24 protein-coding genes are annotated in these 25,610 nt (G+C 68.2%); 15 read left to right on the forward strand and 9 right to left on the reverse strand.

Features of this window, described 5'->3' with window-relative positions; all coding sequences use genetic code 11:
* Positions 1–9 precede the first annotated feature (9 nt).
* From ACNUDN_RS13200 to ACNUDN_RS13215, 4 genes are read left to right on the forward strand one after another with little or no spacing between them, the layout of a single operon-like run.
* Positions 10–1,074, forward strand: a complete 1,065-nt coding sequence (locus ACNUDN_RS13200) for a C4-dicarboxylate TRAP transporter substrate-binding protein (protein ID WP_419122364.1) — start codon at positions 10–12, stop codon at positions 1,072–1,074.
* Positions 1,071–1,589, forward strand: coding sequence for a TRAP transporter small permease subunit (locus ACNUDN_RS13205; RefSeq protein ID WP_419122365.1), 519 nt, complete (start codon positions 1,071–1,073; stop codon positions 1,587–1,589). The genes ACNUDN_RS13200 and ACNUDN_RS13205 overlap by 4 nt, the downstream gene beginning before the upstream one ends.
* Positions 1,586–3,004, forward strand: a complete 1,419-nt coding sequence (locus ACNUDN_RS13210; RefSeq protein WP_419122366.1) for a TRAP transporter large permease — start codon at positions 1,586–1,588, stop codon at positions 3,002–3,004. The genes ACNUDN_RS13205 and ACNUDN_RS13210 overlap by 4 nt, the downstream gene beginning before the upstream one ends.
* A gap of 49 nt (positions 3,005–3,053) precedes the next feature.
* Complete coding sequence (locus tag ACNUDN_RS13215) at positions 3,054–3,689, forward strand: RraA family protein (protein ID WP_419122367.1); 636 nt, start codon at positions 3,054–3,056, stop codon at positions 3,687–3,689.
* Between the two features lie 40 nt (positions 3,690–3,729).
* Here ACNUDN_RS13215 and treZ read toward each other — a convergent pair whose 3' ends face one another.
* From treZ to sucT, 4 genes are read right to left on the reverse strand one after another with little or no spacing between them, the layout of a single operon-like run.
* Positions 3,730–5,460 carry a malto-oligosyltrehalose trehalohydrolase gene (treZ, locus tag ACNUDN_RS13220; protein ID WP_419122368.1) on the reverse strand — a complete coding sequence of 577 codons (1,731 nt, stop codon included), beginning with the start codon at positions 5,458–5,460 and terminating at the stop codon, positions 3,730–3,732.
* Positions 5,453–7,738, reverse strand: a complete 2,286-nt coding sequence (treY, locus tag ACNUDN_RS13225; protein ID WP_419122369.1) for a malto-oligosyltrehalose synthase — start codon at positions 7,736–7,738, stop codon at positions 5,453–5,455. The genes treZ and treY overlap by 8 nt, the downstream gene beginning before the upstream one ends.
* A 1-nt stretch (position 7,739) precedes the next feature.
* Positions 7,740–9,887, reverse strand: a complete 2,148-nt coding sequence (gene glgX, locus ACNUDN_RS13230) for a glycogen debranching protein GlgX (RefSeq protein WP_419122370.1) — start codon at positions 9,885–9,887, stop codon at positions 7,740–7,742.
* A complete protein-coding gene (gene sucT / locus ACNUDN_RS13235) occupies positions 9,887–12,082 on the reverse strand; it encodes an acetyltransferase SucT (RefSeq protein ID WP_419122371.1) in 2,196 nt (731 codons plus the stop codon). The genes glgX and sucT overlap by 1 nt, the downstream gene beginning before the upstream one ends.
* 23 nt (positions 12,083–12,105) lie before the next feature.
* On the opposite strand from sucT, the gene ACNUDN_RS13240 reads away from it, so the two are divergent.
* Genes ACNUDN_RS13240 through ACNUDN_RS13255 form a run of 4 tightly spaced genes read left to right on the forward strand, consistent with a single transcriptional unit; the run spans position 12,106 to position 15,798 of the window.
* Positions 12,106–13,407, forward strand: coding sequence for an adenosylmethionine--8-amino-7-oxononanoate transaminase (locus tag ACNUDN_RS13240; RefSeq protein WP_419122372.1), 1,302 nt, complete (start codon positions 12,106–12,108; stop codon positions 13,405–13,407).
* A gap of 53 nt (positions 13,408–13,460) precedes the next feature.
* Positions 13,461–14,603 carry an 8-amino-7-oxononanoate synthase gene (locus ACNUDN_RS13245; protein WP_419122373.1) on the forward strand — a complete coding sequence of 381 codons (1,143 nt, stop codon included), beginning with the start codon at positions 13,461–13,463 and terminating at the stop codon, positions 14,601–14,603.
* Positions 14,600–15,280 (forward strand): dethiobiotin synthase, encoded by a 681-nt coding sequence (bioD, locus tag ACNUDN_RS13250; RefSeq protein WP_419122374.1) that lies wholly within the window; start codon positions 14,600–14,602, stop codon positions 15,278–15,280. Before ACNUDN_RS13245 ends, bioD begins: the two co-directional genes overlap by 4 nt.
* The gene (locus tag ACNUDN_RS13255) at positions 15,280–15,798 is read left to right on the forward strand and encodes a 2'-5' RNA ligase family protein (protein WP_419122375.1); all 519 of its coding nucleotides are present in this window, start codon (positions 15,280–15,282) and stop codon (positions 15,796–15,798) included. Before bioD ends, ACNUDN_RS13255 begins: the two co-directional genes overlap by 1 nt.
* A 13-nt stretch (positions 15,799–15,811) precedes the next feature.
* Here ACNUDN_RS13255 and ACNUDN_RS13260 read toward each other — a convergent pair whose 3' ends face one another.
* Complete coding sequence (locus ACNUDN_RS13260; protein ID WP_419122376.1) at positions 15,812–16,384, reverse strand: TetR/AcrR family transcriptional regulator C-terminal domain-containing protein; 573 nt, start codon at positions 16,382–16,384, stop codon at positions 15,812–15,814.
* 181 nt (positions 16,385–16,565) lie between these two features.
* Here ACNUDN_RS13260 and bioB point away from each other — a divergent pair, with 181 nt between their 5' ends.
* Genes bioB through ACNUDN_RS13275 form a run of 3 tightly spaced genes read left to right on the forward strand, consistent with a single transcriptional unit; the run spans position 16,566 to position 18,490 of the window.
* Entirely contained in the window at positions 16,566–17,561 is a 996-nt protein-coding gene (gene bioB / locus ACNUDN_RS13265; RefSeq protein ID WP_419122377.1) for a biotin synthase BioB, read from the forward strand.
* A 27-nt stretch (positions 17,562–17,588) separates the two neighbouring features.
* Entirely contained in the window at positions 17,589–17,837 is a 249-nt protein-coding gene (bsaP, locus tag ACNUDN_RS13270) for a biotin synthase auxiliary protein BsaP (RefSeq protein WP_419125146.1), read from the forward strand.
* Positions 17,834–18,490 (forward strand): DUF2567 domain-containing protein, encoded by a 657-nt coding sequence (locus tag ACNUDN_RS13275; RefSeq protein ID WP_419122378.1) that lies wholly within the window; start codon positions 17,834–17,836, stop codon positions 18,488–18,490. Before bsaP ends, ACNUDN_RS13275 begins: the two co-directional genes overlap by 4 nt.
* On the opposite strand, the gene ACNUDN_RS13280 is transcribed toward ACNUDN_RS13275, so the two are convergent.
* On the reverse strand, positions 18,426–19,778 hold the full coding sequence (locus ACNUDN_RS13280; protein ID WP_419122379.1) for a lipase family protein: 1,353 nt from the start codon (positions 19,776–19,778) through the stop codon (positions 18,426–18,428). The genes ACNUDN_RS13275 and ACNUDN_RS13280 overlap by 65 nt on opposite strands.
* A 42-nt stretch (positions 19,779–19,820) precedes the next feature.
* Positions 19,821–20,525 (reverse strand): NUDIX hydrolase, encoded by a 705-nt coding sequence (locus ACNUDN_RS13285; protein ID WP_419122380.1) that lies wholly within the window; start codon positions 20,523–20,525, stop codon positions 19,821–19,823.
* 47 nt (positions 20,526–20,572) lie between these two features.
* Here ACNUDN_RS13285 and nadA point away from each other — a divergent pair, with 47 nt between their 5' ends.
* From nadA to ACNUDN_RS13305, 4 genes are read left to right on the forward strand one after another with little or no spacing between them, the layout of a single operon-like run.
* Positions 20,573–21,616, forward strand: a complete 1,044-nt coding sequence (gene nadA, locus ACNUDN_RS13290; protein WP_419122381.1) for a quinolinate synthase NadA — start codon at positions 20,573–20,575, stop codon at positions 21,614–21,616.
* On the forward strand, positions 21,613–23,190 hold the full coding sequence (locus ACNUDN_RS13295; protein ID WP_419122382.1) for an L-aspartate oxidase: 1,578 nt from the start codon (positions 21,613–21,615) through the stop codon (positions 23,188–23,190). The genes nadA and ACNUDN_RS13295 overlap by 4 nt, the downstream gene beginning before the upstream one ends.
* Entirely contained in the window at positions 23,187–24,044 is an 858-nt protein-coding gene (gene nadC, locus ACNUDN_RS13300) for a carboxylating nicotinate-nucleotide diphosphorylase (RefSeq protein ID WP_419122383.1), read from the forward strand. Before ACNUDN_RS13295 ends, nadC begins: the two co-directional genes overlap by 4 nt.
* 3 nt (positions 24,045–24,047) lie before the next feature.
* Positions 24,048–24,494: a hypothetical protein gene (locus tag ACNUDN_RS13305; RefSeq protein WP_419122384.1), complete on the forward strand. Its 447-nt coding sequence runs from the start codon at positions 24,048–24,050 to the stop codon at positions 24,492–24,494.
* A gap of 3 nt (positions 24,495–24,497) precedes the next feature.
* Here the strand turns inward: ACNUDN_RS13305 and ACNUDN_RS13310 are convergent, their stop codons facing one another.
* The gene (locus ACNUDN_RS13310) at positions 24,498–25,136 is read right to left on the reverse strand and encodes a LysE family transporter (protein ID WP_419122385.1); all 639 of its coding nucleotides are present in this window, start codon (positions 25,134–25,136) and stop codon (positions 24,498–24,500) included.
* A gap of 22 nt (positions 25,137–25,158) precedes the next feature.
* Positions 25,159–25,527 carry a nitroreductase family deazaflavin-dependent oxidoreductase gene (locus tag ACNUDN_RS13315; protein WP_419125147.1) on the reverse strand — a complete coding sequence of 123 codons (369 nt, stop codon included), beginning with the start codon at positions 25,525–25,527 and terminating at the stop codon, positions 25,159–25,161.
* Positions 25,528–25,610: the final 83 nt, after the last annotated feature.

A 25,610-nucleotide genomic window follows, 5' to 3' on the forward strand; every position in this document is an offset into this window, starting at 1 on the left:
TTCCGGCGCGTGGGCGCCACGGTGGCTGCGGTGGTGCTGAGCGCCACTGCACTGGCGGGGTGTGCTGCCCACAGTGGGGACTACGTCCTGCACTACACGACGTACTCGTCGCCGACGTCGGACCAGTCCCGCACCGCGCAGCGGTGGGCGGAAGAGGTCGAGGAGCTCACCGACGGCGGTGTGCGCGTGCAGTTCCATTACTCCGAAAGCCTCATCGGCGCAGACGAATCCGTGCAGGCCACGCTCGACGGTCGTGCCGATCTGGCCCAGGTCGGCTCGATCTACGCCGCATCTGATCTGTCGATGTTCACTGTCATCGAGCTGCCGTTCGAGACCGGCAATCCCGAAGTCCAGATGAAGGCCATCGAGCGCCTCTATGCGGAGAACGAGACGTACCGCGACGACTTCGACCGGCAAGGTGTGCGCCTGCTGTTCCCATTACCGCTGGGAATCAACCTGATCGGGCTCAAGCAGCCCGCCGCCCGGCCCGCGGATCTGGCCGGACGAAGTATCAGGTCCGGTGGGCTCACCTCGCAGGCCCTGCTCGCGGTCGATGCGAATCCGGTCGCCATGACCGCCACCGACATCTACGAATCGATGGAGCGCGGCGTCATCAGCGGCTACACCGCGCTCGCGCTTGCCAACCTGCCGACCTTCGGTCTGTCCACGACCACGCCCTATCTGGTCGATCCCGGAATCGGCGCCTACTCCTCGTCGATCGTGGTGATCAACTCCGAACTGTTCGAATCGATGCCCGCCGAGTACCAGGAGGCGATCTCAGCGGCCTCCCGAAACGGAATCGCCAACGGTCTGCAAGAGATGGACGCACTCGGCAACGATGCCTGCGCCGATCTTCGGAGCAGCGGTGCGCGGCTGTCCTCCCTGCCACCTGCAGAAGTCCAGGCATGGAAAGAACGTGCGGGTATCGCCGAGCGTTGGGTCCAGCGGTACACCGAACGCGGTTATGACGCCGCAGCGGTGCTGAGTGAGTACCGCCGGATCATCGCCGAAGAGACCACCAGATCAACCTATGCCGACCCGTTCATCGCGTGCCTGGAAGGCCAGGACCGATGATCCCGGATCGCACCCTTCCCCGGCCGCTGTCGGTGATCGTTCGTGGTCTGAGCGTGATCGCCGGAGTGCTGCTTCTGGCCTTGATCCTGCTGACCATCGCCGATGTGATCAGCCGCAACGCCCGAGACCGCTCGATCGTCGGGACCATCGACATCTCGACCATGCTGTTGGTGGCCATTGCGTTCCTCGGCCTGGCCAACGCGGAGGCGGACGGACGCCATGTCGCCGTCGAACTCATCGAGAGCCGCCTCGGGGTACGCACGCGGCTGGTCCTCTCGGTGCTGCGTGCGGCACTGCTCGTCGGCCTCGGCGCGCTGCTGACGTGGGGTCTGACCGAGGTGCTGACCAGCGCGACCGCTCGTGGCGAGACGACCAACGACGTTCTGCGGCTGCCCACCTGGCCCGCGAAGCTGGTGCTGCTCGCTTCGTTCGTCGCCTTCTTCGTCGTCGCGTTGTGGAAAGAGTGGGTCACATTCGTCGCGCTGCGATCCGAGGGTAGGGGAGTTCCGGAATGACAACGACTGCCGGTCTTGTCCTCGTCGTCGTTCTCGTACTGTTCTTCGCGCTGCTGGCGATCCGCATCCACGTCGGGCTGTCCCTGATGGCCTCGGCGTTCGTCGGGGTGCTGCTGCTGCGTGGATCGGGAGCCGGTGTCAGTACCGTCGCGAATCAGCCGTTCTCGACCGCAGCCGCGTACTCGCTGACAATCATCCCGCTGTTCATCGTGATGGGCGTCTTCGCGGTGCGAGCAGGGTTGGCGCAGGCCGGATTCGACCTCGCCTCCACAGTCCTGCGGCGACTACCCGGTGGATCTGCGCTGGCCTCGCTGGCCGGCTCCGGGCTGTTCGCGGCCGTCACCGGGTCCAGCGTCGCCACGGTGGCCACCATGGCGCGGGTCTCGACGGATGCGATCGTACGGGCCGGGTACACCATCCGGTTGGCGGCCGGCGTCGTGTGCGCGGGCGGCACCCTGGGCGTGCTAATCCCGCCGTCGATCGTCCTCGTCCTGTACGGGGTGGTCACCGAAGAGAGCATCGGACAGTTGCTGATCGCCGGTATCGGTCCCGGCCTGCTCACCATCGCGGTGTACGCGGTCACGATCGTGGCGCTGGTCGCGTGGCAGCGGCGCCGCGCCGGGAGCCGAGTCCGGGAGACTGTCGGCTCCGCCACCGTGACCGCACCCGGCGCGCACCCGGTCGCCGATGACACGGTCGATGCTGCAGCCGCACACGACACGGTGCAGGACAGCCCGCAGAACGAATCGGGGCGTCTCGATATCCTCGGATTCTGCTACCTCGGGGTGATTTTCGCCGTCTCGATCGGAACGATCTACCTCGGCATCGCAACACCTACCGAGGCGGCATCTTTCGGTGCGCTCGCCGCACTCATCACCCTGCTGCTGCGCAACCGGCCGCCGATGTGGCTCAGTGAGATCGGGGCCTCGCTCAAGGATGCCATCGGCCTGACGGCGATGACCTTCCTGCTGATGGTCGGAGCCGGCGTGTTCACCTACGTTCTGGCGCTCAGCGGAGCAAGCACGTCATTGGTCGACCTGGTCACCGAGGCGGACCTGCCACCGTATGTGGTCCTGGTGCTGTGCCTGGCGATTCTGCTGCCGATGGGCATGTTCCTGGACGGCATCTCGATGATCCTGATCGCCGCGCCGCTGCTGCACCCGATCCTGACCGGCTACGGTTTCGACGGAATCTGGCTGGGTGTGCTGATCGTCAAGGTCGCCGAGATGGCGCTGATCACCCCGCCGGTGGGCATGAACGCGTTCGTCTACTCCGGTGCGGTGCGGGAGGCGGGGCTGGGGAACGTCTTCCGCGGCATCGTTCCGTTCATCGTGGCCGATCTCGTCGTGGTCGCCCTGCTCATCGCGTTCCCGGCCGTCGTCACCTACCTGCCGTCGATGTCGGCGGCGCAGTAACTCGGCAACACCAACGGAAAGGTTGATCTCTTTGTTCACGATGAATGACATGCCTGGGCAGGTCGATGCCGGTCTCCTCGACGAGCTCCGTGACGTATGCGTCTCGACGCTGGGGCATCTGCGTGATCACGGGTTCGCGCTGGGGTTGGTTCCCAACCGTCGGCCGGTCAAGGTGCTCGGAACCGCGGTGACAGTGCGTATCCCGCACCTGGATTCGACTGCGGTGCACCTGGCTGTCGACCATCTGCGGCCAGGTGACGTGCTGGTGGTCGACCAGTCCGGTGATCTCACTCGGTCCTGTTTCGGCGGACTGGTGTCCTTCACCGCCAAGTCCCGCGGGGCCGCGGGTGCGGTCATCGATGGTGCCGTCAACGATCACGACGAAACCCAGGCGTACGACTTTCCGGTGTTCTCGCGCGGCTACAGTCCGTTGACCACCCGGATCGGCGGAATCGAGGGTGCGATCAACGTACCGGTCAGTATCGGCGGGGCTGTGGTCCGCCCGGGTGATGTGGTGTTCGGCGACTCCGACGGCGTTGCGTTCCTGACACCGGCAGAGGCCAGGGGGCTGGGGGCGCTGCTGCGCGGCAAGGAGCAGGCCGAGATACCGGCGCGAGAGAAAATTGCTGCGGGAGGGTCGATTGCGGAATTCTCCGGGGCGATCGCCTACCACCCGGACCGCTGAGGCCTTCAGGTCTGGCGCGAACCCACTGCCGGGCGGCGTGTCAGACGCCGGTCCGCACGATGGTGACCGAATGCCCGTCGACGCGGGTGCTGCCGTCGCCGGGGACCGGATCACCCCATGCCAGCACGACCTCACCGCTGATCGGGACATCGGTCGGCTCGGCGCCCAGGCTGCACGCCAGCGACAGTGCGCCACGGTGCATCACGAACCAGCGCGACTCTTCGTCGTAGTCGATGAGCAGGTGAGCGAGCCAGGGGTCGGCCATGTCCGGATCGCCGCGCAACGCGATGAGCCCCCGGTAGAACTGCAGCAGCCGTTCATGCTCACCGGTGTGGACCTCGTCCCAATTCAACTTCGAGCGTTCGAACGTCTGGGGGTCTTGGGGATCGGGAATCTCGTCGGCATCCCATCCGTGGTCGGCGAACTCACGTTTGCGGCCCTCGGCGGTCGCCCGCGCCAGATCGGGTTCGGGGTGTGAACTGAAGAACTGGAACGGTGAGGACGACGCCCACTCCTCACCCATGAACAGCATTGCCGTATAGGGCGACCCGATGGCCAGTGCGGCCTTGACGGCCAACTGCCCGGTGCTCAGGTTCTGCGACGGGCGGTCGCCGATCGCGCGATTGCCCACCTGGTCATGGGTCAGGGTGTAGGCCAGCAGTCGGGTGGCCGGGATCGTGCCGATGTCCAGTGGCCGTCCGTGCCTGCGGCGCCGGAAAGACGAATACGTGCCGGCATGGAAATAGCCGTGCCGCAACGTCTCCGACAACGCCTCCAGCGAGCCGAAGTCACCGTAGTAGCCTTGCCGCTCACCGGAGACCGCGGTGTGGATCGCGTGGTGGATGTCGTCGTCCCACTGCGCAGTCATCCCCAGGCCGCCCCGGTCCCGCGGGGTGATCAGGCGCGGATCGTTCATGTCGCTCTCGGCGATCAGCGACAGTGGGCGGCCCAGGTCGGCTGCCAGTGCGTCGGTTTCGGCCGAGAGTTCTTCGAGGATGTGGATCGCAGTGGTGTCGACCAGGGCGTGCACCGCATCCAGCCGCAGACCGTCGGCGTGGAAGTCACGCATCCAGCGCAGCGCGCAGTCCAGGATGTAGCGCCGCACCTCATCGGCGCCGGCGTCGGCGATGTTGATCGATTCGCCCCACGGATTGCTGCCGGTCGACAGGTAGGGGCCGAACTTCGGCAGATAGTTGCCGGACGGTCCGAGATGGTTGAAGACGGCGTCGATGAGCACACCGAGCCCGCGGCGGTGGCACGCGTCGACGAACCTGATCAGCCCGTCCGGGCCGCCGTAGGGTTCGTGGACGGCGTACCACAGCACGCCGTCGTAACCCCAGCCGTGCGTACCGCCGAAAGCGTTGACGGGCATCACCTCGACGAAGTCGACACCCAGATCGACCAGGTGGTCCAGCTTCTCGACCGCCGCGTCGAAGGTGCCGTCCGGGGTGAAGGTGCCCACATGCAGTTCGTAGATCACCGACCCTTCGATCGAACGGCCTTGCCACGCACTGTCGGTCCAGACCTCGGACGCCGGTTGCCACAACTGGGACCGTTCGTGCACGCCGTCGGGCTGGCGCGGCGAGCGCGGGTCGGGCAGCACCTTGGGGTCGTCGTCGAGTACGAACCCGTACCGCGCTGCGGGTCCGGTGTCGACGACCGCACGCCACCACCCGTCGTCGCCGCGCGTCATCGGGTGCAACGCACCGTCGACATCGAGTTGCACCCGCTGCGGCAGCGGAGCCCATACGCCGAATTCGTGATCAGGCATCGTCACGCACCAGTAGGGCGACGGGAAGGGTCGCGAACAGGTCGGTGGCACGCACCGCACCGGCATGCGCCGCGCCGGACAGGCGGTCGGTCCAAGAACCCTCGGGAAGTGTCAATGATGTTTCTCCCCAACCAGTCTCACTGAGCCGGACAGTCCAGCGGCTCACGGCCGCTATCACGTCGTCCCCCCGTAGGAACGACACCAGGTGCTCGGCGGCGTCTCCGTCGGCGATCAGCGCCCGGTACCCGCCGGAGAGGAAGGTCTCGGGTCTTTCGCCTCGGACTCGCAGGGCCGTGCGCACCACGGCCATCTTGGGGTGTGCACCGTCGGCCAGGGCCTGTCGTCTGGCCGGGTAGTCCACCGCGCGTCGGTTGTCCGGATCGACGAGGCTGTCCTCCCAGAGTTCGGTGCCCTGGTAGATGTCCGGGATTCCGGGTGCGGTCAACGCCAGCAGCTTCTGACCCAGGGAGTCGCTGCGGGCGTGCTGATCGAGCCGACCGACCAACGCGCTCATCTCCACCCCCACCGGGCCGTCGACGACGGCATCCAGCCAGTTGTGCACCGCTGCTTCGAAGGTGTCGTCGGGGTCGTTCCACGAGGTGTGCAGCGCCGCTTCCCGGATGGCCTTCTCGGCGTATGCGTGCAGGCGCAGGCGCAGTTCATCGGTCACCGAGCCGTCGGCCGGCCACACCCCGAATACGTTCTGCAACAGGAACAATGCGGTGTTCACATCCGGGGGCGGGGTGCTGCGTTGCCAGCCCTGCACCAGCTCCGACCACAACGACGGGACCTGCGAGAGCACCCCGATCCGGGCGCGCACATCTTCACCGCGTTTGGTGTCGTGGGTGGTCAGCGTCGTCATCGCCGCCGGCCACAACGCGGCCCGAACCGAAGCGCGCTCGTGGAATTCCGCGGCGCTGACCCCGAATCGGTCCGGTTCCCCGCCGACCTCGTTCAGCGATACCAGTCGGGCGTCGCGGTAGAACAGGCAGTCCTCCATCGACTTCGCGGTGGCCGCCCCGCACAGCTGCTGCAGCCGCACCGCCACCTCACGCTGAGGCAGCGCCGCGGCCAGCAGTGCCAGCGGGGCGGCCAGGTGCGGTTCTGTCGCGGCTGTGTCGGCGATGGCCATCGGTAACACGCCAGAGAGCGCACGGTAGTCGGACCGGTAGACGCCGACGTGACTGAGCAGGGCGGCGATCGCCGCCGGCAGGTCGTCGTGGTCTCTACCGGTGGCCGCGACCACGCTGCGGCGCAGCCGGGCCAGTTCGCTGGCCAGCGTCACGGTGACAGCGTGGACCTTCAACAGCCGCGCTTCGTGCGCGCCCGGGTCCGCCGGTGCCGATTCGGCGAGCCCGGTCAGCGCCGGCGCTCCGGTCGGATCGACGAACACCCCGCCGTTCTCGCGCAGCGCGTCGTAGCCGGTGGTACCTGCGACGGGCAGGCTGGTCTCCAGCGCTTCGTCCACCGCGAGAATCTTCTCGATCACGATCCATGCCTGCGGCCCGGTGAGCTCGCGCAGCCACCCGAGATAGCCTGTCGGGTCCGACAATCCGTCCGGGTGGTCGATACGGATACCGTCCACCAGTCCTTCGGCGAACCACCGATTCACCTCGGCATGGGTGGCGTCGAAAACCGCGCGGTCCTCCTGGCGCAGCCCGGCAAGCGAGGTGATGGAGAAGAATCGCCGGTAGCCGCACACGTTGTGGCGCCAGCCGATCAATCTGTAGTGCTGGCGGTCGTGCACCTGCGGCCCGGTTCCGGCGCCGGTGCCGGGTGCGAGCGGCCACGCCCGGTCACCGAGTCGCAGGACGTCGCCGTCGACGGTCAGATCGGCGACGTCGTCGTCGGAACCCAGGACGGGAAGCACGATCCGGCCCTGCGGGTCCAGGTCCCAGTCGATGTCGAAATAGCCGGCATATGCCGATTCACGGCCGTGGGTCAGTAGATCCCACCACCACCGGTTCTGTTCGGGATCTTCGACCCCGACATGGTTGGGCACGATGTCGACGATGATGCCCAGACCGGCGTCACGAGCCGCGCGCACCAGTCGTTCGAAGCCTTCCGGCCCGCCGAGTTCGGCCGAGATCGCGGTCGGGTCGGTGACGTCGTACCCGTGGCTGGAGCCTGTGCCGGCAGTCAGAATGGGGGAGAGGTAGAGGTGCGAGACGCCGAGATCGGCGAAGTAGTCGACCAATGCCTCGGCGTCGGCGAAAGTGAACGCCGCACCGCTGTCGGGTCCCCGCATCTGCAGCCGGTATGTCGAGAGCACGGTCATGTCAGGCCGTCTTACGCAGCACGACAAGTGACCGCGGCTGCACCGAGATCGTGGATCCGGCAAGCACTTCCAGGGTGCAGACGCCCTGGGGGTCCGCGGTGTCGACCGCGCCCGCCCACTCCTTGGCATATTCGCCGTCGGGAACGACGAACTCCAACTGCTTGTCGTGGGCGTTGAAGCACAACAGGAACGAGTCGTCGGTGACGCGTTCTCCGCGTTCGTTGGGGGCCGGGATGGCGTCGCCGTTGAGGAATACCGACACGCACTTGAATCCGGCGTCCCAGTCCTCCTGCGACATCTCGGTGCCCGACGGGTTGAGCCATGCGATGTCGCGAGCCTGATCGCCGGTGCGCAGCGGCTTGCCCTCGAAGAACCGCCGACGTCGGAATACCGGGTGGTCCTTGCGGAACTGCACCATCGCCCGGGTGAATTCGACCAGGTCCGCATTGGTCTCACACAGCGACCAGTCCATCCAGGACAGTTCGGAGTCCTGGCAGTAGACATTGTTGTTGCCGTGCTGGGTGCGACCCATCTCGTCGCCGTGGGCGATCATCGGTGTGCCTTGCGAAAGCAGCAGGGTGGCCATGATGTTGCGCATCTGCTTGCCCCGCAGCGCCAGAATCTCGGGGTCGTCGGTGGCTCCCTCGACGCCGCAGTTCCACGACCGGTTGTGGCTCTCGCCGTCGCGATTGTCTTCGCCGTTGGCCTCGTTGTGCTTCTCGTTGTAGGACACCAGGTCGGCCAGGGTGAATCCGTCGTGGCAGGTCACGAAATTGATGCTGGCGCTCGGCCGGCGGCCGGTCGCCTCGTAGAGGTCTGACGACCCGGTCAGCCGGGACGCGAACTCGCCTAGGGTTGCGGGCTCTCCCCGCCAGTAGTCACGCACAGTGTCGCGATACTTCCCGTTCCACTCGGTCCACAAACCTGGGAAGTTCCCGACCTGATATCCGCCTTCCCCGACATCCCACGGTTCGGCGATGAGCTTGACCTGACTGATCACCGGGTCCTGCTGGATGATGTCGAAGAACGCCGACAGTCGGTCCACGTCGTAGAACTCGCGGGCCAGTGTCGAGGCCAGGTCGAACCGGAACCCGTCGACGTGCATGTCGAGCACCCAGTACCGCAGCGAGTCCATGATCAATTGCAGGGTGTGCGGATGGCGGGCATTGAGGCTGTTGCCGGTTCCGGTGAAGTCCTTGTAGTACCGCAGGTCGCCGTCGAGCAGGCGGTAGTAGGCGGCGTTGTCGATGCCGCGGAAGTTGAGCGTCGGCCCGAGATGGTTGCCCTCGGCGGTGTGGTTGTAGACCACGTCGAGGATCACCTCGATGCCCGCCTCGTGGAACGCGCGGACCATCGTCTTGAACTCGGCGACGGCGCCGCCGGCGCTGCGGTTGGCCGCGTACTGATGGTGTGGGGCGAAGAAGCCGAAGGTGTTGTAGCCCCAGTAGTTTCGCAGTCCCATGTCGAGCAGACGATGGTCGTGCAGGAACTGGTGCACCGGCATCAGTTCGATCGCGGTGACGTTCAACGATTTCAGGTGGGCGATGATGGCCGGGTGTGCCAGGCCGGCGTAGGTGCCACGCAGTTCCTCCGGCACGCCCGGGTGGGTCCGTGTCATGCCCTTGACGTGCGCCTCGTAGATCACCGTGTCGTGGTAGGGCGTGCGTGGGGGCCGGTCCGAACCCCACTGGAAGAACGGGTTGATCACCACGCTGGTCATCGTGTGGCCGAGCGAGTCGATCTGCGGCGGCACCCCACCGTCGGCCAGATCGTCGGCCTGCAGGTCGTAGGAATACAGCGCCTGCGAGAAATCGAAATCGCCGTGGAAGGACTTCCCGTACGGGTCGAGCAGCAACTTGCTGGGATCGCACCGATGTCCGGCACCTGGATTCCAGGGGCCGTACACCCGGAACCCGTACCGCTGCCCGGGTGTGATCGTGGGCAGATAACAGTGCCAGACGAAACCGTCGACCTCGTCGAGATCGATCCGTTGCTCCCGGCCGTCCTTTCCGATCAGGCACAGTTCGACGCGCTCGGCGACCTCTGAGAACACCGAGAAGTTGGTGCCGGCGCCGTCATAGGTCGCCCCCAGCGGGTAGGGCGACCCCGGCCAGACCGTCGGAATCGGCGGCGGCTCGGTCGAGGACATCAGTCGGTCCACCAGCCGGTGGCGGCGCCGACCTGGCGGCCCAGCTCATTGGTCATCGTGCGCATGTAGGTCGAGGAGATGTGGTGCGCATCGTGATACAGCAACACGTTTCCCTCCACGGCTCGACAGTAATCGGGGCGACACACCGCATCGCTCATGTCCAGCGGTTTGAGCAGCGGGAACCGCGTCACGTAATCCAGTGTCGGGTTGTGCTCCGACAGTACTTCGGATCGCTCGATCCCGCAGGAAACGGCGTCGCCGCCGCCGGCGAGGCAGTCGGCGGGGAAGAAAGGTTCGCCGTCACGCACCATCCAGGGGGTGTCCCGCATGGCCAGCACGGGAATATCGTTGTCCGACAGCTCTTCCCATATTCCGAGGTATGTCGACGGCATCACATCGCCGGGTCTGATGTTCCACGGCCGGGTTGAGGTGGTGAACACGAAATCCGGCCTGTCGGCGATGATCTTGGGTAGCACGCGCTCGTTCCACTCCCGGCACTCCGGGTAGGGCCGGTTGTCGCCCATGACGAGGGGGAGTTCGTCGGTGGTCAGCGGGCAGCCCATCTTCAGGTAGGTGACCACCTTGAAGTTGTGCATCCTGCCCAGCAGGTCCAGCGCAGTGATCCAGTGTTCGGCATGTGAGCCCCCGGCCAGCGCGATGGTCCGGGTGGCGGCCTTGTCTCCGTAGGTGCAGTTGATGATCCCGACATTCTCGAAGTCGCTGATGCAGCCGTCGATGGTGGATTGCGGGATGTCGTTCTTGGCTTCCAGCACCGTGGGGCGCATGGGCAGATCGGGCACCCTGGCGTTGTTGAGCAGGGCCCGGGCACCGGGGTAGTCGCGCGCCGCCAGCACCGACAGCTCCTGCCCGTTGTTGCGGATGACGGTGACGTGTTCCCGCCAGGTGAACGACGTCGCTGTCAGTGCCACCCCCAACAACGCGACGGTGGCTCCCAGCACGATGGTGGGCCTGCGCAGGCGTCTGCGCAGTCTGATCTTGCCGGCCGGGGCGGTCTTGGTCGCCGGGCGCCGGTAGCGCAGCGGTTCTTCGATGTAGCGGGTGGTCAGCCACGCCAGGGCCAGCGAGATCAGCAAGATCGCCGCGCCCTCGACGAAGTTGACCCGCGACGTGCCGGTGTAGACGAGGTAGAAGATCAACAGGGGCCAGTGCCACAGGTACAGCGAGTACGCCATCGCCCCCAGCATCACGAAGGGTTTCGACCCCAACAGCCGGTTCGGCGCCGGGATCCGACCCCCGGTGTGGGGGTCGGCGTACCGGTTGGCCGCCGACAGGATGAACAGCAGTGTCGCCCCTACCGGCACCAGCGCCCACGGGCCGGGGAACTCATGCACACCGTCGATCAGGGCACCGCAGGACAGGATGGCCGCCAGGCCGACCACAGCCAGCACCGTGCGCAACCACATCGGGCAGCGCACGTAGGGGACCAGGGCGCCGACCAGGGCGCCGGCCAGCAATTCCCAGGCGCGCGCGAAGCTGTTGTAGTACGCGGTGGCCTGGTCGGTGTTGTGGGCGATGATCGCGTAGACGAAGGAGGCGACGGTCAGTGCGCTGATCAGCATCACGAAAGCAGCCCGCGCGTGCCTGCCGAATGTTCGGCGAAACAGCCACGCCGACAGCACGATCAACGCCAGGAACGCCAGGTAGAACTGGCCCTGTACCGACATCGACCAGATGTGCTGCAGCGGGCTCACGGCCTCTCCGGCGCGTAGATAGTCCGACGCGGTGCGCGCCAGTTCCCAGTTCTGGTAGTACCCGAGGCTGGCCAGGCTCTGGTCGGCGAAGGTCTCCCACCGCGTGGTGGGCTGGATCCAGATCGTCAGCACCGCCGAGGCGGCCAGGACAACGATCAGCGCCGGCAGCAACCGCCGGATCAGGCGCGTGACCTCCGTGACCGGCCGTAGTGCCGGGTCCGGCGCCAGTGCCCCGCGCAGCAACCGCCCGCCGAAGAAGAACCCGGCCAGTACCAGAAAGACATCCACACCGCCCGACACCCGGCCGAACCAGACGTGGAAGACCGCGACGAGCGCGATGGCGACGCCGCGCAGCCCGTCGAGATCGTGCCGGTAGAAACCTGAAGTGCGGGTTCCCATGCCTGCACCCGGCGGGTCGGGCGCAGCCGGGATCGGGCCCGCGGCGGTGGGGGGCGCCGGCCGGGCGGGGGCGAGGGTCATCATGGTCGACGGCTAATCTACCGAAGGTGTCCGCGTTGACGCCTGCCGAGATCAGCGCCATCGACGCTGCTCACATCTGGCACCCGTACAGTCCCATCGGCGACGACGCGCTGGCTCCGGTCGTTGCGGTGGGGGCGCGCGGGGCCTGGCTGACCCTCGTTCATCAGGGCCGTGAAGTCGAGGTTCTCGATGCGATGGCGTCCTGGTGGACCGCCGTACACGGGCACGGCCATCCGGCACTGGACGCCGCGGTCACCCGGCAGCTCGAGACGATGAACCATGTGATGTTCGGCGGACTGACCCACGAGCCCGCCGCGCGCTTGGCGCAGCTGTTGGTGGCCCTGACCCCCGACGGACTGGAGACCGTCTTCTACAGCGATTCGGGATCGGTCTCGGTCGAGGTCGCGGTCAAAATGGCATTGCAGTACTGGCGCAGCTCCGGTCATCCCGCCAAGAGCCGGCTGATGACGTGGCGCGGCGGGTATCACGGTGACACGTTCACGCCGATGAGCGTGTGCGATCCGCAGGGCGGCATGCACGAGCTGTGGACCGGAGAGAATTCGCTGCTCGCCGATCAGGTGTTCGCCCCTCCGGTGCCGGCCGGCTACGAATCCGGTTACAGCGCCCTCTTCGAAGCTCAACTGGCAGAACACGCCCACGAGCTGGCGGCGGTGATCGTCGAACCCGTCGTGCAGGGCGCCGGCGGTATGCGCTTCCACGATCCTCGGTATCTGACCGATCTCCGGCACCTGTGCGACCGGTACGGCGTGCTGCTGATCTTCGACGAGATCGCGACAGGCTTCGGCCGTACCGGTGCCATGTTCGCCGCCGACCACGCCGGTGTGTGCCCCGACATCATGTGCGTCGGCAAAGCTCTCACCGGCGGGTATCTGACCCTGGCGGCGACGCTGTGCACGCGCCGGATCGCCGACACCATCAGTGCCAACCCCCCCGGCGCGCTGATGCACGGTCCGACCTTCATGGCCAACGCACTGGCCTGCGCGGTGAGCGTGGCGTCGGTGGAGTTGCTGTTGTCCACCGACTGGCGGGCCCGGGTGGGTGCCCTCGAGGAGGGCCTGCGCACCGGGCTGGCGCCGGCCGCAGAGCTGCCGCACGTGGCCGACGTCCGGGTGTTGGGCGCGATCGGCGTGATCGAACTCGACCGGCCCGTCGATCTGGCCGTCGCAACGCCGGTTGCGATCGAGCATGGTGTCTGGCTTCGGCCGTTCCGCAACCTGATCTACGTGATGCCGCCCTACATCTGCACGGCAGCCGAGGTCGCGCAGATCACCTCGGCGATGATCGAGGTCGCGCGTGCACTAACCTGAACGGTGTTCAACTGTCGGATCGCCGACAGCGAGATCTCTCGGGAGGAAGACCGTTGACGCGCACCGGACTGTCCCCGCTGGCCTGGCTCGACGACGTCGAGGCCGAACGGCGGGCCGCCGGGTTGCGCCGCTCACTGCGGTCTCGGCCGCCCGTCGGGGCCGAGCTGGATCTGGCGTCCAATGACTATCTCGGGCTCTCCCAGCACCCTCGGGTGATCGACGGCGGTGTGGCGGCGCTGCGGACCTGGGGTGCCGGCTCCACCGGCTCGCGGTTGGTGACCGGCAACACCGAGGCCCACGAGGCGTTCGAGGATCGGCTGGCCGACTTCGTGGGTGCCGAATCGGCACTGGTCTTCTCCTCCGGGTACACCGCCAACCTGGGCGCTGTCGTCGCGCTGTCAGGGCCTGGATCGCTGTTGGTGTCCGATGCCCTGACCCATGCGTCGTTGGTGGACGCCTGCCGGTTGTCCCGGGCGCGGGTGATGGTGACCCCGCACAACGACACCGCCGCGGTGGAAGCGGCGTTGGCCGAGCGCGACGAGGAGCGCGCCGTCGTCGTCACCGACTCGGTGTTCTCTGCCGACGGTGACCTGGCACCGCTGCGTGAGCTGCACGGTGTGTGCCGGCGGCATGGCGCGATTCTGATCGTCGACGAGGCCCACGGGCTCGGCGTGCGGGGCGACGGTGGGCGCGGCCTGGTCGAGGAGGTCGGTCTGGCCGGGTCGCCGGACATCGTGATGACGACCACGCTGTCCAAGGCCCTCGGCAGTCAGGGTGGGGTGGTCCTGGCAGCGGCGGCGGTGCGTGACCATCTGATCGATGCGGCCCGGCCGTTCATCTTCGACACCGGCCTGGCGCCTGCGGCGGTCGGCGCGGCCGCTGCCGCGCTGCAGGTGTTGATCGACGAACCCTGGCGCGCGCAGCAAGTGCTGCGGCACGCCGCGACCTTGGCCGCCATCTGTGACGTCACCGAGTCGCCGACGTCGGCGGTGGTGTCCGTCGTCCTGGGTGAGCCCGAGGTGGCGTCGGCCGCAGCGGCGGCCTGCCTGGAACGCGGGGTACGGGTCGGCTGCTTCCGTCCGCCGACGGTCCCCGCGGGCACCTCCCGGCTGCGGTTGACCGCCCGCGCGTCGTTGTCCGACGACGAGATGGCGCTGGCCCGCCAGGTGCTGACCGAGGTGCTGGCCCCACGATGAGCGTCCTGGTCGTCACCGGCACCGGCACCGGCATCGGCAAGACCGTCGCCACAGCGGCGTTGGCCTGCCACGCCCGGCTGGGCGGAATCGACGTCGCGGTGTGCAAACCGGTGCAGACCGGTACCCGGAACGGCGATGACGATCTGGCCGAAGTGGCCCGGCTGGCCGGTGTCGCCGACCTGCATTCGCTGGCGAAGTTCCCCGAGCCGTTGGCGCCACTGGCTGCCGCCCGCCACGCCGGCGCCCAACTGCCGACTCTGGCCGACATCGTCGAGTTGGTCGTCACCACGGATCGTCCGGGCAGGCTCACGCTGGTTGAGGGGGCAGGGGGACTGCTGGTCGAGATCGGTGCCGCCGGGGCCACTCTGCGTGACGTCGCCGTCGAGCTCGGTGCGCCGGTGCTGACCGTGGTGGCGCCCGGCCTGGGTACCCTCAATCACACCGTGCTGACGCTGGAAGCGTTGGCGCACAGGAACGTTGACAGTGCCGGTCTGGTAATCGGGGCGTGGCCGGCGCAGCCCGGTCTGGCCGAGATCGACAATCGGGACGCGTTGGCGCGGCTCGCCCCGGTGCGCGCCGCCCTGCCCGCGGGCGCGGGATCGCTCGGCGTCGCCGATTTCGAGCGTCTCAGCGCCGGTGCGTTCGATCGGAGCTGGGTCGCGGGCCTGGCCCGCTGATGGTCCACTCCGTCGAGCTGCTGTTCGACGCCGACACCGACGCCGCGGTTCGCCAGGTGTGGGACGAGCTGACTGCGGCAGGGATTCGAAGTCTGGCGGCGCACCGGTCGCCGACCAACCGGCCACACGTGACCCTGGCGGTTGCCGAGACGATGGGTGCCGGTGTGCACGCAGCGCTGCGTCCGGTGCTCGACCGGTTGCCGCTGCGCGGTGTCATCGGGGCGCCGATGCTCTTCGGCGGTGGACGATCGGTGACGCTGGTGCGGCTGATGGTGCCGAGTCTCGAACTGTTGGCGTTGCACAACGACACTCACCGGATCTGCCTGCCGCACACCGCCGTCATGCTGCCGCACGCGGAGCCGGGTCAGTGGACCCCGCACGTGACGCTGGCTCGCCGGGTGCCGTCTGCCCGGCTCGAATCGGTCTGGGCTGTGCCCGGTGTGGTTCGCGACATCACCGCGACCGCTGTCGGCTTGCGACACTGGGACGGCGACGCCCGTGTCGAGCACCGGATCTGACGGACCACCGCCCTCAGGCGTCCGCGCGGCTGTGCACGGCGATGCCGTCGACCAGCAGATGCAGTCCGAAGGCGAACCGGGTGCCGGGATCCTCGGACCATTCGGTCGCTGCGACGTCGGCACCCGCGGCGTCCCACTGCAGCCGGGACTGCTCGTCGGCGGTGAACCCGAGGACGTAATAGATGACGGTCCGGGCGGTCAGATCGGCGTGGCCGGACCCGACCCCGGCTTCGGCGGCCGCCGACGCGAGCCGGTCCACCACCGCGGCCATCGCCTGCGATTGTCCGGCCGCGAAACTGGCGGACACCAACTCGGCACCGTCGGTGTGGGACAGCAGCGCATCACGAAGTTGCGCGCACGTCGCGGTGAGGCGGGCCCGCCAGTCCCCGTCGACGGGCCCGAGCGGCTGCAGGATCCGGTCCGCCACGGCGCCGAGCAGCTGCTGTTTGTTGGCGAAATGCCAGTACAAGGCGCCGGCGGAGACATTGAGTTCGCGGGCCAGCCGCCGCATGGACAGATCGGCGATGCCGTAGTCGTCCAGCAGCCGGGTGGCCACCTCGACCACGTCCCGTTTGTGAAGCTGCACAGCCGTACCCTAACCTGAACGGTGTTCAACTGTCGGCACGCCCGCCGGCCTGATCGGTCGGCACGCCCGCCGGCCTGATCGGTCGGCACGCCCGCCGGCCTGATCGGTCGGCACGCCCGCCGGCCTGATCGGTCGGCACGCCGACGTGTTGCCCGGCCGGTGATAGAGGAGACGACGACTGGTGACCGACATTCTGGCAGTGGCACGCGAGCAGGTACTGGACCGCGGAGTCGGTCTCGACCAGGACCAGACCCTGCAGGTGCTGCAACTGCCCGACGATCGCCTCGACGAACTGCTTGCACTCGCGCATGAGGTCCGGATGGCGCACTGTGGTCCCGACGTCGAGGTCGAGGGCATCATCAGCCTCAAGACCGGCGGCTGCCCCGAGGACTGCCATTTCTGTTCGCAGTCGGGTCTTTTCGCCTCGCCGGTGCGCAGCGCGTGGCTCGACATCCCGAGCCTGGTCGAGGCGGCCAAGCAGACCGCCAAAACCGGGGCCACCGAGTTCTGCATCGTCGCGGCGGTTCGTGGACCCGACGAGCGGCTGCTCGCGCAGGTCGCCGCGGGCATCGAGGCGATCCGCAACGAAGTGGACATCCAGATCGCGTGCTCGCTGGGCATGCTGACCCAGGACCAGGTCGAGCGGCTCTCGGCGATGGGCGTGCACCGCTACAACCACAACCTGGAGACGGCCCGGTCGTTCTTCACCAACGTGGTGACCACCCACTCCTGGGAGGAGCGCTGGGACACCCTGCAGATGGTGCGCGAGGCCGGTATGGAGGTGTGTTGCGGCGGCATCCTGGGCATGGGCGAGACGCTGGAGCAGCGCGCGGAATTCGCCGCCAACCTCGCCGAACTCGACCCACACGAGGTCCCGCTGAACTTCCTCAACCCGCGGCCGGGCACGCCGTTCGGTGATCTGGAGGTGCTGCCCGCGACCGAGGCGCTCAAGGCCGTCGCTGCGTTCCGGCTGGCGTTGCCCCGCACGATGCTGCGCTTCGCCGGCGGTCGTGAGATCACCCTCGGCGATCTCGGCGCCAAGCAGGGAATCCTGGGCGGCATCAACGCCGTCATCGTCGGGAACTATCTCACTACGCTGGGCCGCCCCGCCGAGGCCGACCTGCAGCTGCTCGACGATCTGCAGATGCCGATCAAGGCCCTCAACGCCACCCTGTAGTCCGGCGCCAGGTAGAACCGAGGGGTGATGGTCACCGACAGCACCGAGCTGCCGGCGCCGGTCGGTGCGGGCAGCTTCAACGTGTACACCGGCGCCGCGCTGGACCACGCGGCCGGCGCCGCCGTGCCCACCGCAGCCCAACTCGGGCTGGAACCGCCTCGGTTCTGCGCCGCCTGCGGCCGCCGGATGATCGTGCAGGTCCGCCCGGACGGGTGGTGGGCGAAATGCTCCCGGCACGGATTGGTGGATTCCACGGACCTGGATATGTACCGATGAGCACGCCCGGCCGGCCTTCCGCGGTGTCGCGGAACGGAGCGGCGTTACGCGTCGTCGTCGCTCTCGCCGCGGCCGGGGTGTTCCTCGGAGCGCTGTGGGCGTGGCTCGCACCGCCGATCGGCGGCGTGATCGCCCTGACCCGCGGCGGTGACCGCGTCAAGGCCCATCTGGGCGCCGAAGCCGACCACTGGTTCACCTCGGCGGCCCTGCTGCTCGGCATGCTCTCGGTGGTCGCGGTCGTCGGGGCGGTGTGGGTGTGGCAGTGGAAGGCGCACCGCGGACCGCTCATGGTCACCGCTTTGGCCGTCGGCACGGTTGCCGCCGCCGCCACCACCACGGGGGTCGGCGCGCTGCTGGCCCGGCTGCGCTACGGCGCCGTCGACATCGCGGCTGCTCCGGTATCCGAACAGCAGCGGGTGTACTACATCACCGAGGCGCCCTCGGTGTTCTTCGGCCATTCGCCGCTGCAGATCGCGGTCACCCTGCTCTATCCCGCCGCGGTCGCCGCAGTGGTGTACCTGCTGGCTGCGGTGGGCACGCCGCGTGACGACCTCGGTGCGTGGCCGCCGATCGACTACCCGATCACACCTACTGGTCGAAGCGTGACAGCGGTCGACGTTCCACCCGTCGTCCCAACATCACCTTCGCCGTGATCGCACCCAGGGTCAGCATCCCCCGGTAGGTGGACGGGTTCAGCAAGGTCGGCCACTTGGTGCGGGTGATGTGCGTGCGCAGCGGGCGACCGGCGAACCGGTCGCGCAGCCAACGCAATGTCATCGGTGCCGACATCGGGTGCAACAGCAGATGTTCGCTCAGCATGTCGCGGTGGTAGGTGACGCTGGCGCCGCCACGGGTGTACACCTCGGTGAGCTCGTCGATGTCGTCGACCGAGATGATCCGGTCGTGGACGGCCTGCACGATGAGTACCGGCACCTTCGGCGCCGCGGTACCGAGCTTGATGCTGTCGAAGACGTGTTGGACCTCGGGGGACAACAGGATCTCTTCCAGCGGGCGGTCGATCAGGTGCGCCATGTCCTTGCCGGCCAGTCGGAGCATCGCATGGGCGGTCGTCATCTTCTCGATGCGCTTGAGCATCGCCTTGCCGTCCTCGGTGGCGTGTTCGGAGATGACGCGGTCGAGGTCGGGGTAGATATGGGTCAGCGCGGCGACGACCATCGCGGGAAGCCCGGCGTAGATGCTGCCGTTGAGTCGGCGGAACGCGTGACCGAGGTCCCCGACCGGTGATCCGAGGACGGCGCCGACCACGTTGAGGTCCGGGGCGTAGCTGTCCTGGACTTCGGCGGCCCACGCCGAGGCCAGGCCGCCGCCGGAGTACCCCCAGAGCCCCACCGGAGCGTCGGCGGCAAGGCCCAGCGGGGGATGGTTGAGCGCGGCGCGGATGCCGTCGAGTACGTGGTAGCCGGGTTCGTAGGGTGCCCCCCACATGCCGGTGGTCCCTTCGTGGTCCGGGACCGAAACCGCCCATCCCTCGGCCAATGCGGCCGCGACCAACAGAAACTCGAACTGTGCCACCGCGCCGACGGCCCTGGCGCCGCGGCGCAACGCGTAGGACGGGAAGCAACGCCCCGCCACGGCATCGATGGCGCACTGATACGACACGATCGGGGTGGGTCCGTCGGACGTGCGCTCGGTGGGTGCCACCACCGTGGTGACGGCGGCCTGCGGTTCCCCGTTGAGGTCGGTGCTGCGGTAGAGCAGTTGGGTGGCGTGGAACTTCTGCGGAACGACCCCCAGGAAGGCCAGCGCCACGTCGCGGGAGCGCAGCACGGTGCCCGGCCGGGCATGCTCGTAACCCGCCGGTGGCTCGTAGAAGGGGTCCTTGGCCGGGATGATCGGCTTCGAATTCGGCGCGAGCGGCTCGTGGAGCGGCTGACCGATCCACTCGGCGCCGGTCGACCGTGCCACATTGCCCACGTCCATTTAGGCATTCTTACTTAAGGAGCCCTTAAGAATCCAGTCGACTCACCCGGGTGGCCGCAGCGCGGCGAACTCATCGGTCACCCGATAGCGGGACTCGGTGAACCGGTACAGCGCCGCGGGACGGCCACCGCTGCGGCCGGATCGGGCGGTGGTGCCGGTGCGGGTGATGACGTGGCGGCGCTCCAGCACGCGTTGGAGGTTGGTGGCGTCGACTGGGTGCCCCAATGCGGCGCTGTAGATGTCGCGCAATGTTGACAGCGCGAATTCGGCTGGGGCCAAGGCGAATCCGATATTCGTGTAGGACAGCTTGGCGACCAGCCGGTTGCGTGCGTGTTCGACCATCGGGCCGTGGTCGAACGCCATCGGAGGCAGGCCGCTGACCGGGTGCCAGTGCGTGTCGGGCGGAAGCTCGGGGGTGGCGGGGGAGGGCACCAGACCGAGAAACGTCGAGGCGATGGTGCGTGGACCCGGGACCCGAGCGGGGTCGGAGAAGATCGCCAGCTGCTCCAGATGGGCGAGTTCGCGCAGATCGACCTTCTCGGCGAGTTGGCGCCTCACCGAGCTCGTCAGGTCTTCGTCGACACCCAAACTGCCCCCGGGTAGGGACCACCTGCCACGCTCGGGCTCCATTGCGCGTTGCCACAACAGCACGTGAAGTGCGGGTTTACCGCGGGTGTCGGGGGTCTGTCCCAGGCGTACCTGGAAGACGACGGCGAGCACCTCGTGTTCGGTGCTAGTATGAGCCATGTTTTCGATTGTAAGTCGAAAACCTCGATCAGGTGAAGGAGTCAGCGATGACGGTGCTCGCTGGGATGTTCGACGCGCAACTGTCGGCCCGGGTGGTGGACGGACCGGGCGGGTTCTCCGGCGTCGAGGGGGACGCGCAGTGGGCGGACGAGGTGCGTCGTCTGCTCAGGCTGCGCGGTGCGACGCTGCTCGCGCACAACTACCAGCTGCCCGCCATCCAGGATGTCGCTGATCACGTCGGTGACTCGCTGGCGCTGTCGCGCATCGCCGCCGAGGCTCCCGAAGACACCATCGTGTTCGCCGGCGTCCACTTCATGGCGGAGACCGCCAAGATCCTGTCACCGGACAAGACGGTGCTCATTCCGGACGAGCGCGCAGGCTGCTCGCTGGCCGACTCCATCACTGCCGACGAACTGCGGGAATGGAAGGCCGAGCATCCCGGCGCGGTCGTGGTCTCCTACGTGAACACCACCGCCGCGGTGAAGGCCGAGACCGACATCTGCTGCACGTCGTCGAACGCTGTGGACGTGGTGGCCTCGATCCCCGAGGACCGGGAGGTGCTGTTCTGCCCCGACCAGTTCCTGGGCGCGCACGTCCGGCGGATGACAGGTCGCAAGAATCTGCACGTGTGGGCGGGTGAATGCCATGTGCACGCCGGTATCAACGGTGACGAGCTGGCCGATCAGGCCCGCGCCCATCCCGACGCCGAGCTGTTCGTGCACCCCGAATGTGGTTGTGCCACATCGGCTCTGTATCTGGCCGGCGAGGGCGCGTTTCCGGAGCAGCGGGTGAAGATCCTGTCCACCGGCGGCATGCTCGACGCGGCCCGGGAAACCGGCGCGCGCCAGGTTCTGGTCGCCACCGAGGTCGGCATGCTGCACCAGTTGCGGCGGGCTGCACCCGACATCGACTTCCGGGCGGTCAACGACCGGGCATCGTGCCGCTACATGAAGATGATCACCCCGGCTGCGATGCTGCGTTGCCTGGTCGAGGGTGCCGATGAGGTGCACGTGGATCGTGACGTGGCAGCGGCCGCCCGACAGAGCGTGCAGCGCATGATCGAGATCGGGCAGCCCGGCGGCGGCGAATGAGCATGTTCTCGGGCTGCGGGGGTGCCGGGGGATGGCATCAGCGTGCCGACGTGGTCGTCATCGGCACCGGAGTGGCCGGCTTGGCCGCCGCGCTCGCGGCGCATCGCAGCGGCCGGAAGGTGACGCTGCTGAGCAAGGCGGGCGAGACCGCGACGTTCTACGCGCAGGGCGGAATCGCGGTGGTGCTGCCCGATGGGCTGCGCGAGGACGACGACTCGGTGCAGGCCCACGTCGCAGACACCCTGGTTGCGGGCGCGGGGCTGTGCGACGTCGATGCGGTCCATTCGATCGTCGCCGACGGCCACCGAGCGGTCAGCGAATTGGTTTCGGCCGGTGCGCGATTCGACACGGCCGCATCGGGACGGTGGGCACTGACCCGGGAGGGCGGGCACTCCCGTCGGCGCATCATCCACGCCGGCGGTGACGCCACGGGAGCGGAGGTGCAGCGCGCACTCGACCTGGCCGCGGCCCATCTCGACATTCGGCGCAATCACGTCGCGCTCGAACTTCTCGTCGACGACGCGACGGTGACCGGTGTCGCCGTGCTCAGCGCCGACGGACTCGGTGTGGTGCACGCACCCTCGGTGATCCTGGCGACCGGCGGCCTCGGGCATCTCTACTCGGCCACCACCAATCCCGACGGGTCGACCGGCGACGGTGTGGCGCTGGCGATGTGGGCCGGTGTCGGGGTCAGCGATCTGGAGTTCGTCCAGTTCCACCCGACCATGCTCTACACCGGTCAGGGGGGCGGCCGGCGCCCACTGATCACCGAAGCGCTGCGCGGCGAGGGCGCCATCCTGATCGATCGACAAGGCCACTCGGTGACCGCAGCAGTGCACCCGCTGGGTGACCTGGCGCCGCGGGACGTCGTGGCAGCCGCGATCGAGGCGCGGTTGTCGGCCACCGGAGACCCGTGCGTCTACCTCGACGCGCGTGGCGTCGCCGACTTCCCGACGCGGTTCCCCACCGTGAACGCGGCCTGCCTGGCGGCCGGGATCGATGCGACGCGGCAGCCGATCCCGGTGGTGCCGGGCGCGCACTACAGCTGTGGCGGCGTCGTCACCGATGTGCACGGGCGCACCGAGGTCGCCGGCCTGTTCGTCGCGGGCGAAGCGGCGCGCACCGGCATGCACGGAGCCAACCGGCTCGCCTCCAACAGCCTGCTGGAAGGTCTGGTGGTCGGCGGACGCGCGGGCGCGGCCGCCGCGCGGCACGCGGAGTGTGTCGGACCCGGCGCGGTTCTGGCCGCGGCGCCGCCGGTTCGGCCGGCGTTGCCACGGGCCGAGATCCAACGCGCGATGACCCGGCACGGGTCCGTGGTGCGCAACGCCGAGGGCCTGCGTGAGCTTTCCGGTGCACTCGCTGACGCGCCACCGCGACGGCTGCGGACGCGAAAGGACTTCGAAGATGCGGCACTGACCTCGGTGGCGTCGGCGGTTGCGGCGGCGGCGCTGGCGCGCACCGAGTCCCGCGGATGCCACCACCGTTCCGATTTCCCCGACACCGACCCCGCGCAGGCGTTCAGCGCGGTCCGCGGTGCGAGCCCGACTGCGGTGGCGGTGGGATGCCGATGACACTGACCGACTACGAGCGCGTGGAGGCGCGCGCGGTCATCGCCCGCGCCCTCGACGAGGACCTGCGCTACGGACCGGATGTGACCACGATCGCCACGGTCGCCGCAGGTGCGCGCACCACCGCATCGGTGGTGTCCCGCGAGGCCGGTGTGGTCGCCGGTCTGGAGCTGGTGCTGCTGGTCTTCGACGAAGTGCTCGGCGCCGACGGCTACCGCGTCGCCGCCCGGGTCGAAGACGGCGCCCGGTTGTCGGCCGGCGAAGTGGCGCTGACCGTGGAGGCGCCGACCCGCGGCCTGCTCACCGCCGAACGCACGGCGCTGAACCTGCTGTGCCATCTGTCGGGCGTCGCGACCGCGACCGCCGCCTGGGTGGACGCCGTGTCCGGCACGGCCGCGCAGATCCGGGACACCCGCAAAACCCTTCCCGGTCTGCGGGCACTGCAGAAGTACGCGGTGCGGGTCGGCGGCGGCACCAACCACCGGATGGGTCTGGGCGACGCCGCGCTGATCAAGGACAACCACGTGGCCGCCGCGGGGTCGGTGGTTGCGGCGCTGCGTGAGGTGCGGGCCGCCGCGCCCGGTCTGCCCTGCGAGGTCGAGGTGGACTCACTGGAGCAACTCGACGAGGTGCTCGCCGAGGATGTCGAGCTGGTACTGCTGGACAATTTCCCGGTCTGGCAGACACAGATCGCCGTGCAGCGCCGCGACGCGCGCTCGCCGAAGACCAAATTGGAGTCCTCGGGTGGCCTGGCACTGGAGAATGCCGCCGATTACGCAGGAACCGGGGTGGACTACCTCGCAGTCGGGGCACTGACGCATTCGGTGCGGGTGCTCGATCTCGGGTTGGATCTGTAGCCGATGAAAACAGCCCTCGCGGTGGCACTGGTCGCACTCGGTGTCGCGGTGTTCGCGGCCGTGCGCACGTTCGACGGCGAGCCCGACTACACCGACGCGCAACGCGCCGAGGCCGAGACTGCCATCTGCGCGGCATTCGCCACCGTGCGCACCGGCGTCGCCACCAACACCAACGTCGAACCGCCGGGCGGATCCGGTGACATCGCCGGAGCGCTCGCGGCGGCCGCGAACGCGCGGGTGGCCCTTTTCGACGGCGGACAGTACCTGCTGGCCCGGCTGGACCCGGCGACACCGGCCGACCTCGCCGAGGACATCCGCACCTTCGCCGCTCAGTTGATGGACATCGCCGCGGCGGCCACCGCCGGTGCGCCGAACACCGATCCGGCCCAGGAGGCCAGACTCCGGGATGCCGAAGCGGCGAGCACCGCGATCAGCGGCCGCTGCCGCTGACGGTCAGGCCGGCGCCGGCCCCCGGCGCAGCAGCGAGAGCACCACGGCCGCAGCGGCGAACAGGCCGGAGAACACCCGGTTGAGCAGCGTCTGCTGGCGCGGGGTGTGCAGCCACGCCAGCAGGCGTACCGCCAGTCCGCTGTAGAGACCCATCACCACCACATCGACGGCGACCATCGTGGCCCCGATCGCGAGGTATTGCGGAAGGAGCGGCGACGTCGGCACGACGAACTGTGGCATCACGGCCAGAAAGAACAGCAGCCCCTTCGGATTGGTGGCGTTGACCAGGAAACCCCGCACCAGCAGTGCGCGTCGCCCGTCGCCGGTCGCCCGGTCCAGTTGGGCGTTCAGATCCACCGTCGCGCTGCGCCACTGGCGGATCGCCAGGTACACCAGGTATGCCACCCCGACCCACTTGATCACGGTGAAGGCCAGGATGGAGTTGGCGACCGCGGCACCCAACCCGACGGCAACCAGCGTCAGCTGCAGCATCAGGCCGATTTCGAGACCCAGGATGCTCCAGTAGCCGCGGCGCACACCGTGGGTGAGGCCGGTGGCCATCGACTGGATGGCGCCCGCTCCCGGCGACACGGCGATCACGATCGCCGCGCCGAGGAACGCCAGCCACATCTGCCATGCCATGACGATGAGTGTGGCAGCCCGGTCAAGCGATATCGGCGACGAAAACCCCGGACCGTTTCACCAGCATCTGTGCCACCCGCGGCAGCGACGGGTCCTCGGTGCCCGCAGGCAGCACCCGCGGGCGGACCAGGTGCAGTGACTTGCGTCCGATCTGGATGTCGGCTTCTCCGGCGGCGAGTACGTTCTTGACCCAGTTCGTCTTCCCGTGGGCCAGCCCGATCGCCAGCACCGACCCCTTGCGGTACGGCGTGACGATCGTCTCGTAGTCCTTGCCCGAAGTGCGTCCCCGGTGCTTGATCACCCCCAGCCCCGGCATCCGTCTCGACAGCGGCCGCAGCATGGGGTTGATGTACTTGATCTGCAATTTCTCGAACCACGGCGGGAAGATCATCGGCACGCCAGGTGCGTTGTTGGGGTGTTGGCTTCTGCCGGGTTGATGGGACACGACGCCTCCGATACCGATTTGTGCAGCTC

This window comes from Mycobacterium sp. smrl_JER01 (assembly GCF_048513595.2).
GTDB lineage: Bacteria > Actinomycetota > Actinomycetes > Mycobacteriales > Mycobacteriaceae > Mycobacterium.

What these genes read in the sequence shown, in the direction of transcription:
- ACNUDN_RS13205 (WP_419122365.1), top strand. Translation starts at nt 1,071, where the DNA reads ATGATCCCGGATCGCACCCTTCCCCGGCCGCTGTCGGTGATCGTTCGT.
- ACNUDN_RS13210 (WP_419122366.1), top strand. Translation starts at nt 1,586, where the DNA reads ATGACAACGACTGCCGGTCTTGTCCTCGTCGTCGTTCTCGTACTGTTC.
- ACNUDN_RS13215 (WP_419122367.1), top strand. Translation starts at nt 3,054, where the DNA reads ATGCCTGGGCAGGTCGATGCCGGTCTCCTCGACGAGCTCCGTGACGTA.
- treZ (WP_419122368.1), bottom strand. Translation starts at nt 5,460, where the DNA reads ATGCCTGATCACGAATTCGGCGTATGGGCTCCGCTGCCGCAGCGGGTG.
- treY (WP_419122369.1), bottom strand. Translation starts at nt 7,738, where the DNA reads ATGACCGTGCTCTCGACATACCGGCTGCAGATGCGGGGACCCGACAGC.
- glgX (WP_419122370.1), bottom strand. Translation starts at nt 9,887, where the DNA reads ATGTCCTCGACCGAGCCGCCGCCGATTCCGACGGTCTGGCCGGGGTCG.
- sucT (WP_419122371.1), bottom strand. Translation starts at nt 12,082, where the DNA reads ATGATGACCCTCGCCCCCGCCCGGCCGGCGCCCCCCACCGCCGCGGGC.
- bioD (WP_419122374.1), top strand. Translation starts at nt 14,600, where the DNA reads ATGAGCGTCCTGGTCGTCACCGGCACCGGCACCGGCATCGGCAAGACC.
- ACNUDN_RS13255 (WP_419122375.1), top strand. Translation starts at nt 15,280, where the DNA reads ATGGTCCACTCCGTCGAGCTGCTGTTCGACGCCGACACCGACGCCGCG.
- bsaP (WP_419125146.1), top strand. Translation starts at nt 17,589, where the DNA reads ATGGTCACCGACAGCACCGAGCTGCCGGCGCCGGTCGGTGCGGGCAGC.
- ACNUDN_RS13275 (WP_419122378.1), top strand. Translation starts at nt 17,834, where the DNA reads ATGAGCACGCCCGGCCGGCCTTCCGCGGTGTCGCGGAACGGAGCGGCG.
- ACNUDN_RS13280 (WP_419122379.1), bottom strand. Translation starts at nt 19,778, where the DNA reads ATGGACGTGGGCAATGTGGCACGGTCGACCGGCGCCGAGTGGATCGGT.
- ACNUDN_RS13285 (WP_419122380.1), bottom strand. Translation starts at nt 20,525, where the DNA reads ATGGCTCATACTAGCACCGAACACGAGGTGCTCGCCGTCGTCTTCCAG.
- nadA (WP_419122381.1), top strand. Translation starts at nt 20,573, where the DNA reads ATGACGGTGCTCGCTGGGATGTTCGACGCGCAACTGTCGGCCCGGGTG.
- ACNUDN_RS13295 (WP_419122382.1), top strand. Translation starts at nt 21,613, where the DNA reads ATGAGCATGTTCTCGGGCTGCGGGGGTGCCGGGGGATGGCATCAGCGT.
- nadC (WP_419122383.1), top strand. Translation starts at nt 23,187, where the DNA reads ATGACACTGACCGACTACGAGCGCGTGGAGGCGCGCGCGGTCATCGCC.
- ACNUDN_RS13305 (WP_419122384.1), top strand. Translation starts at nt 24,048, where the DNA reads ATGAAAACAGCCCTCGCGGTGGCACTGGTCGCACTCGGTGTCGCGGTG.
- ACNUDN_RS13310 (WP_419122385.1), bottom strand. Translation starts at nt 25,136, where the DNA reads ATGGCATGGCAGATGTGGCTGGCGTTCCTCGGCGCGGCGATCGTGATC.
- ACNUDN_RS13315 (WP_419125147.1), bottom strand. Translation starts at nt 25,527, where the DNA reads ATGATCTTCCCGCCGTGGTTCGAGAAATTGCAGATCAAGTACATCAAC.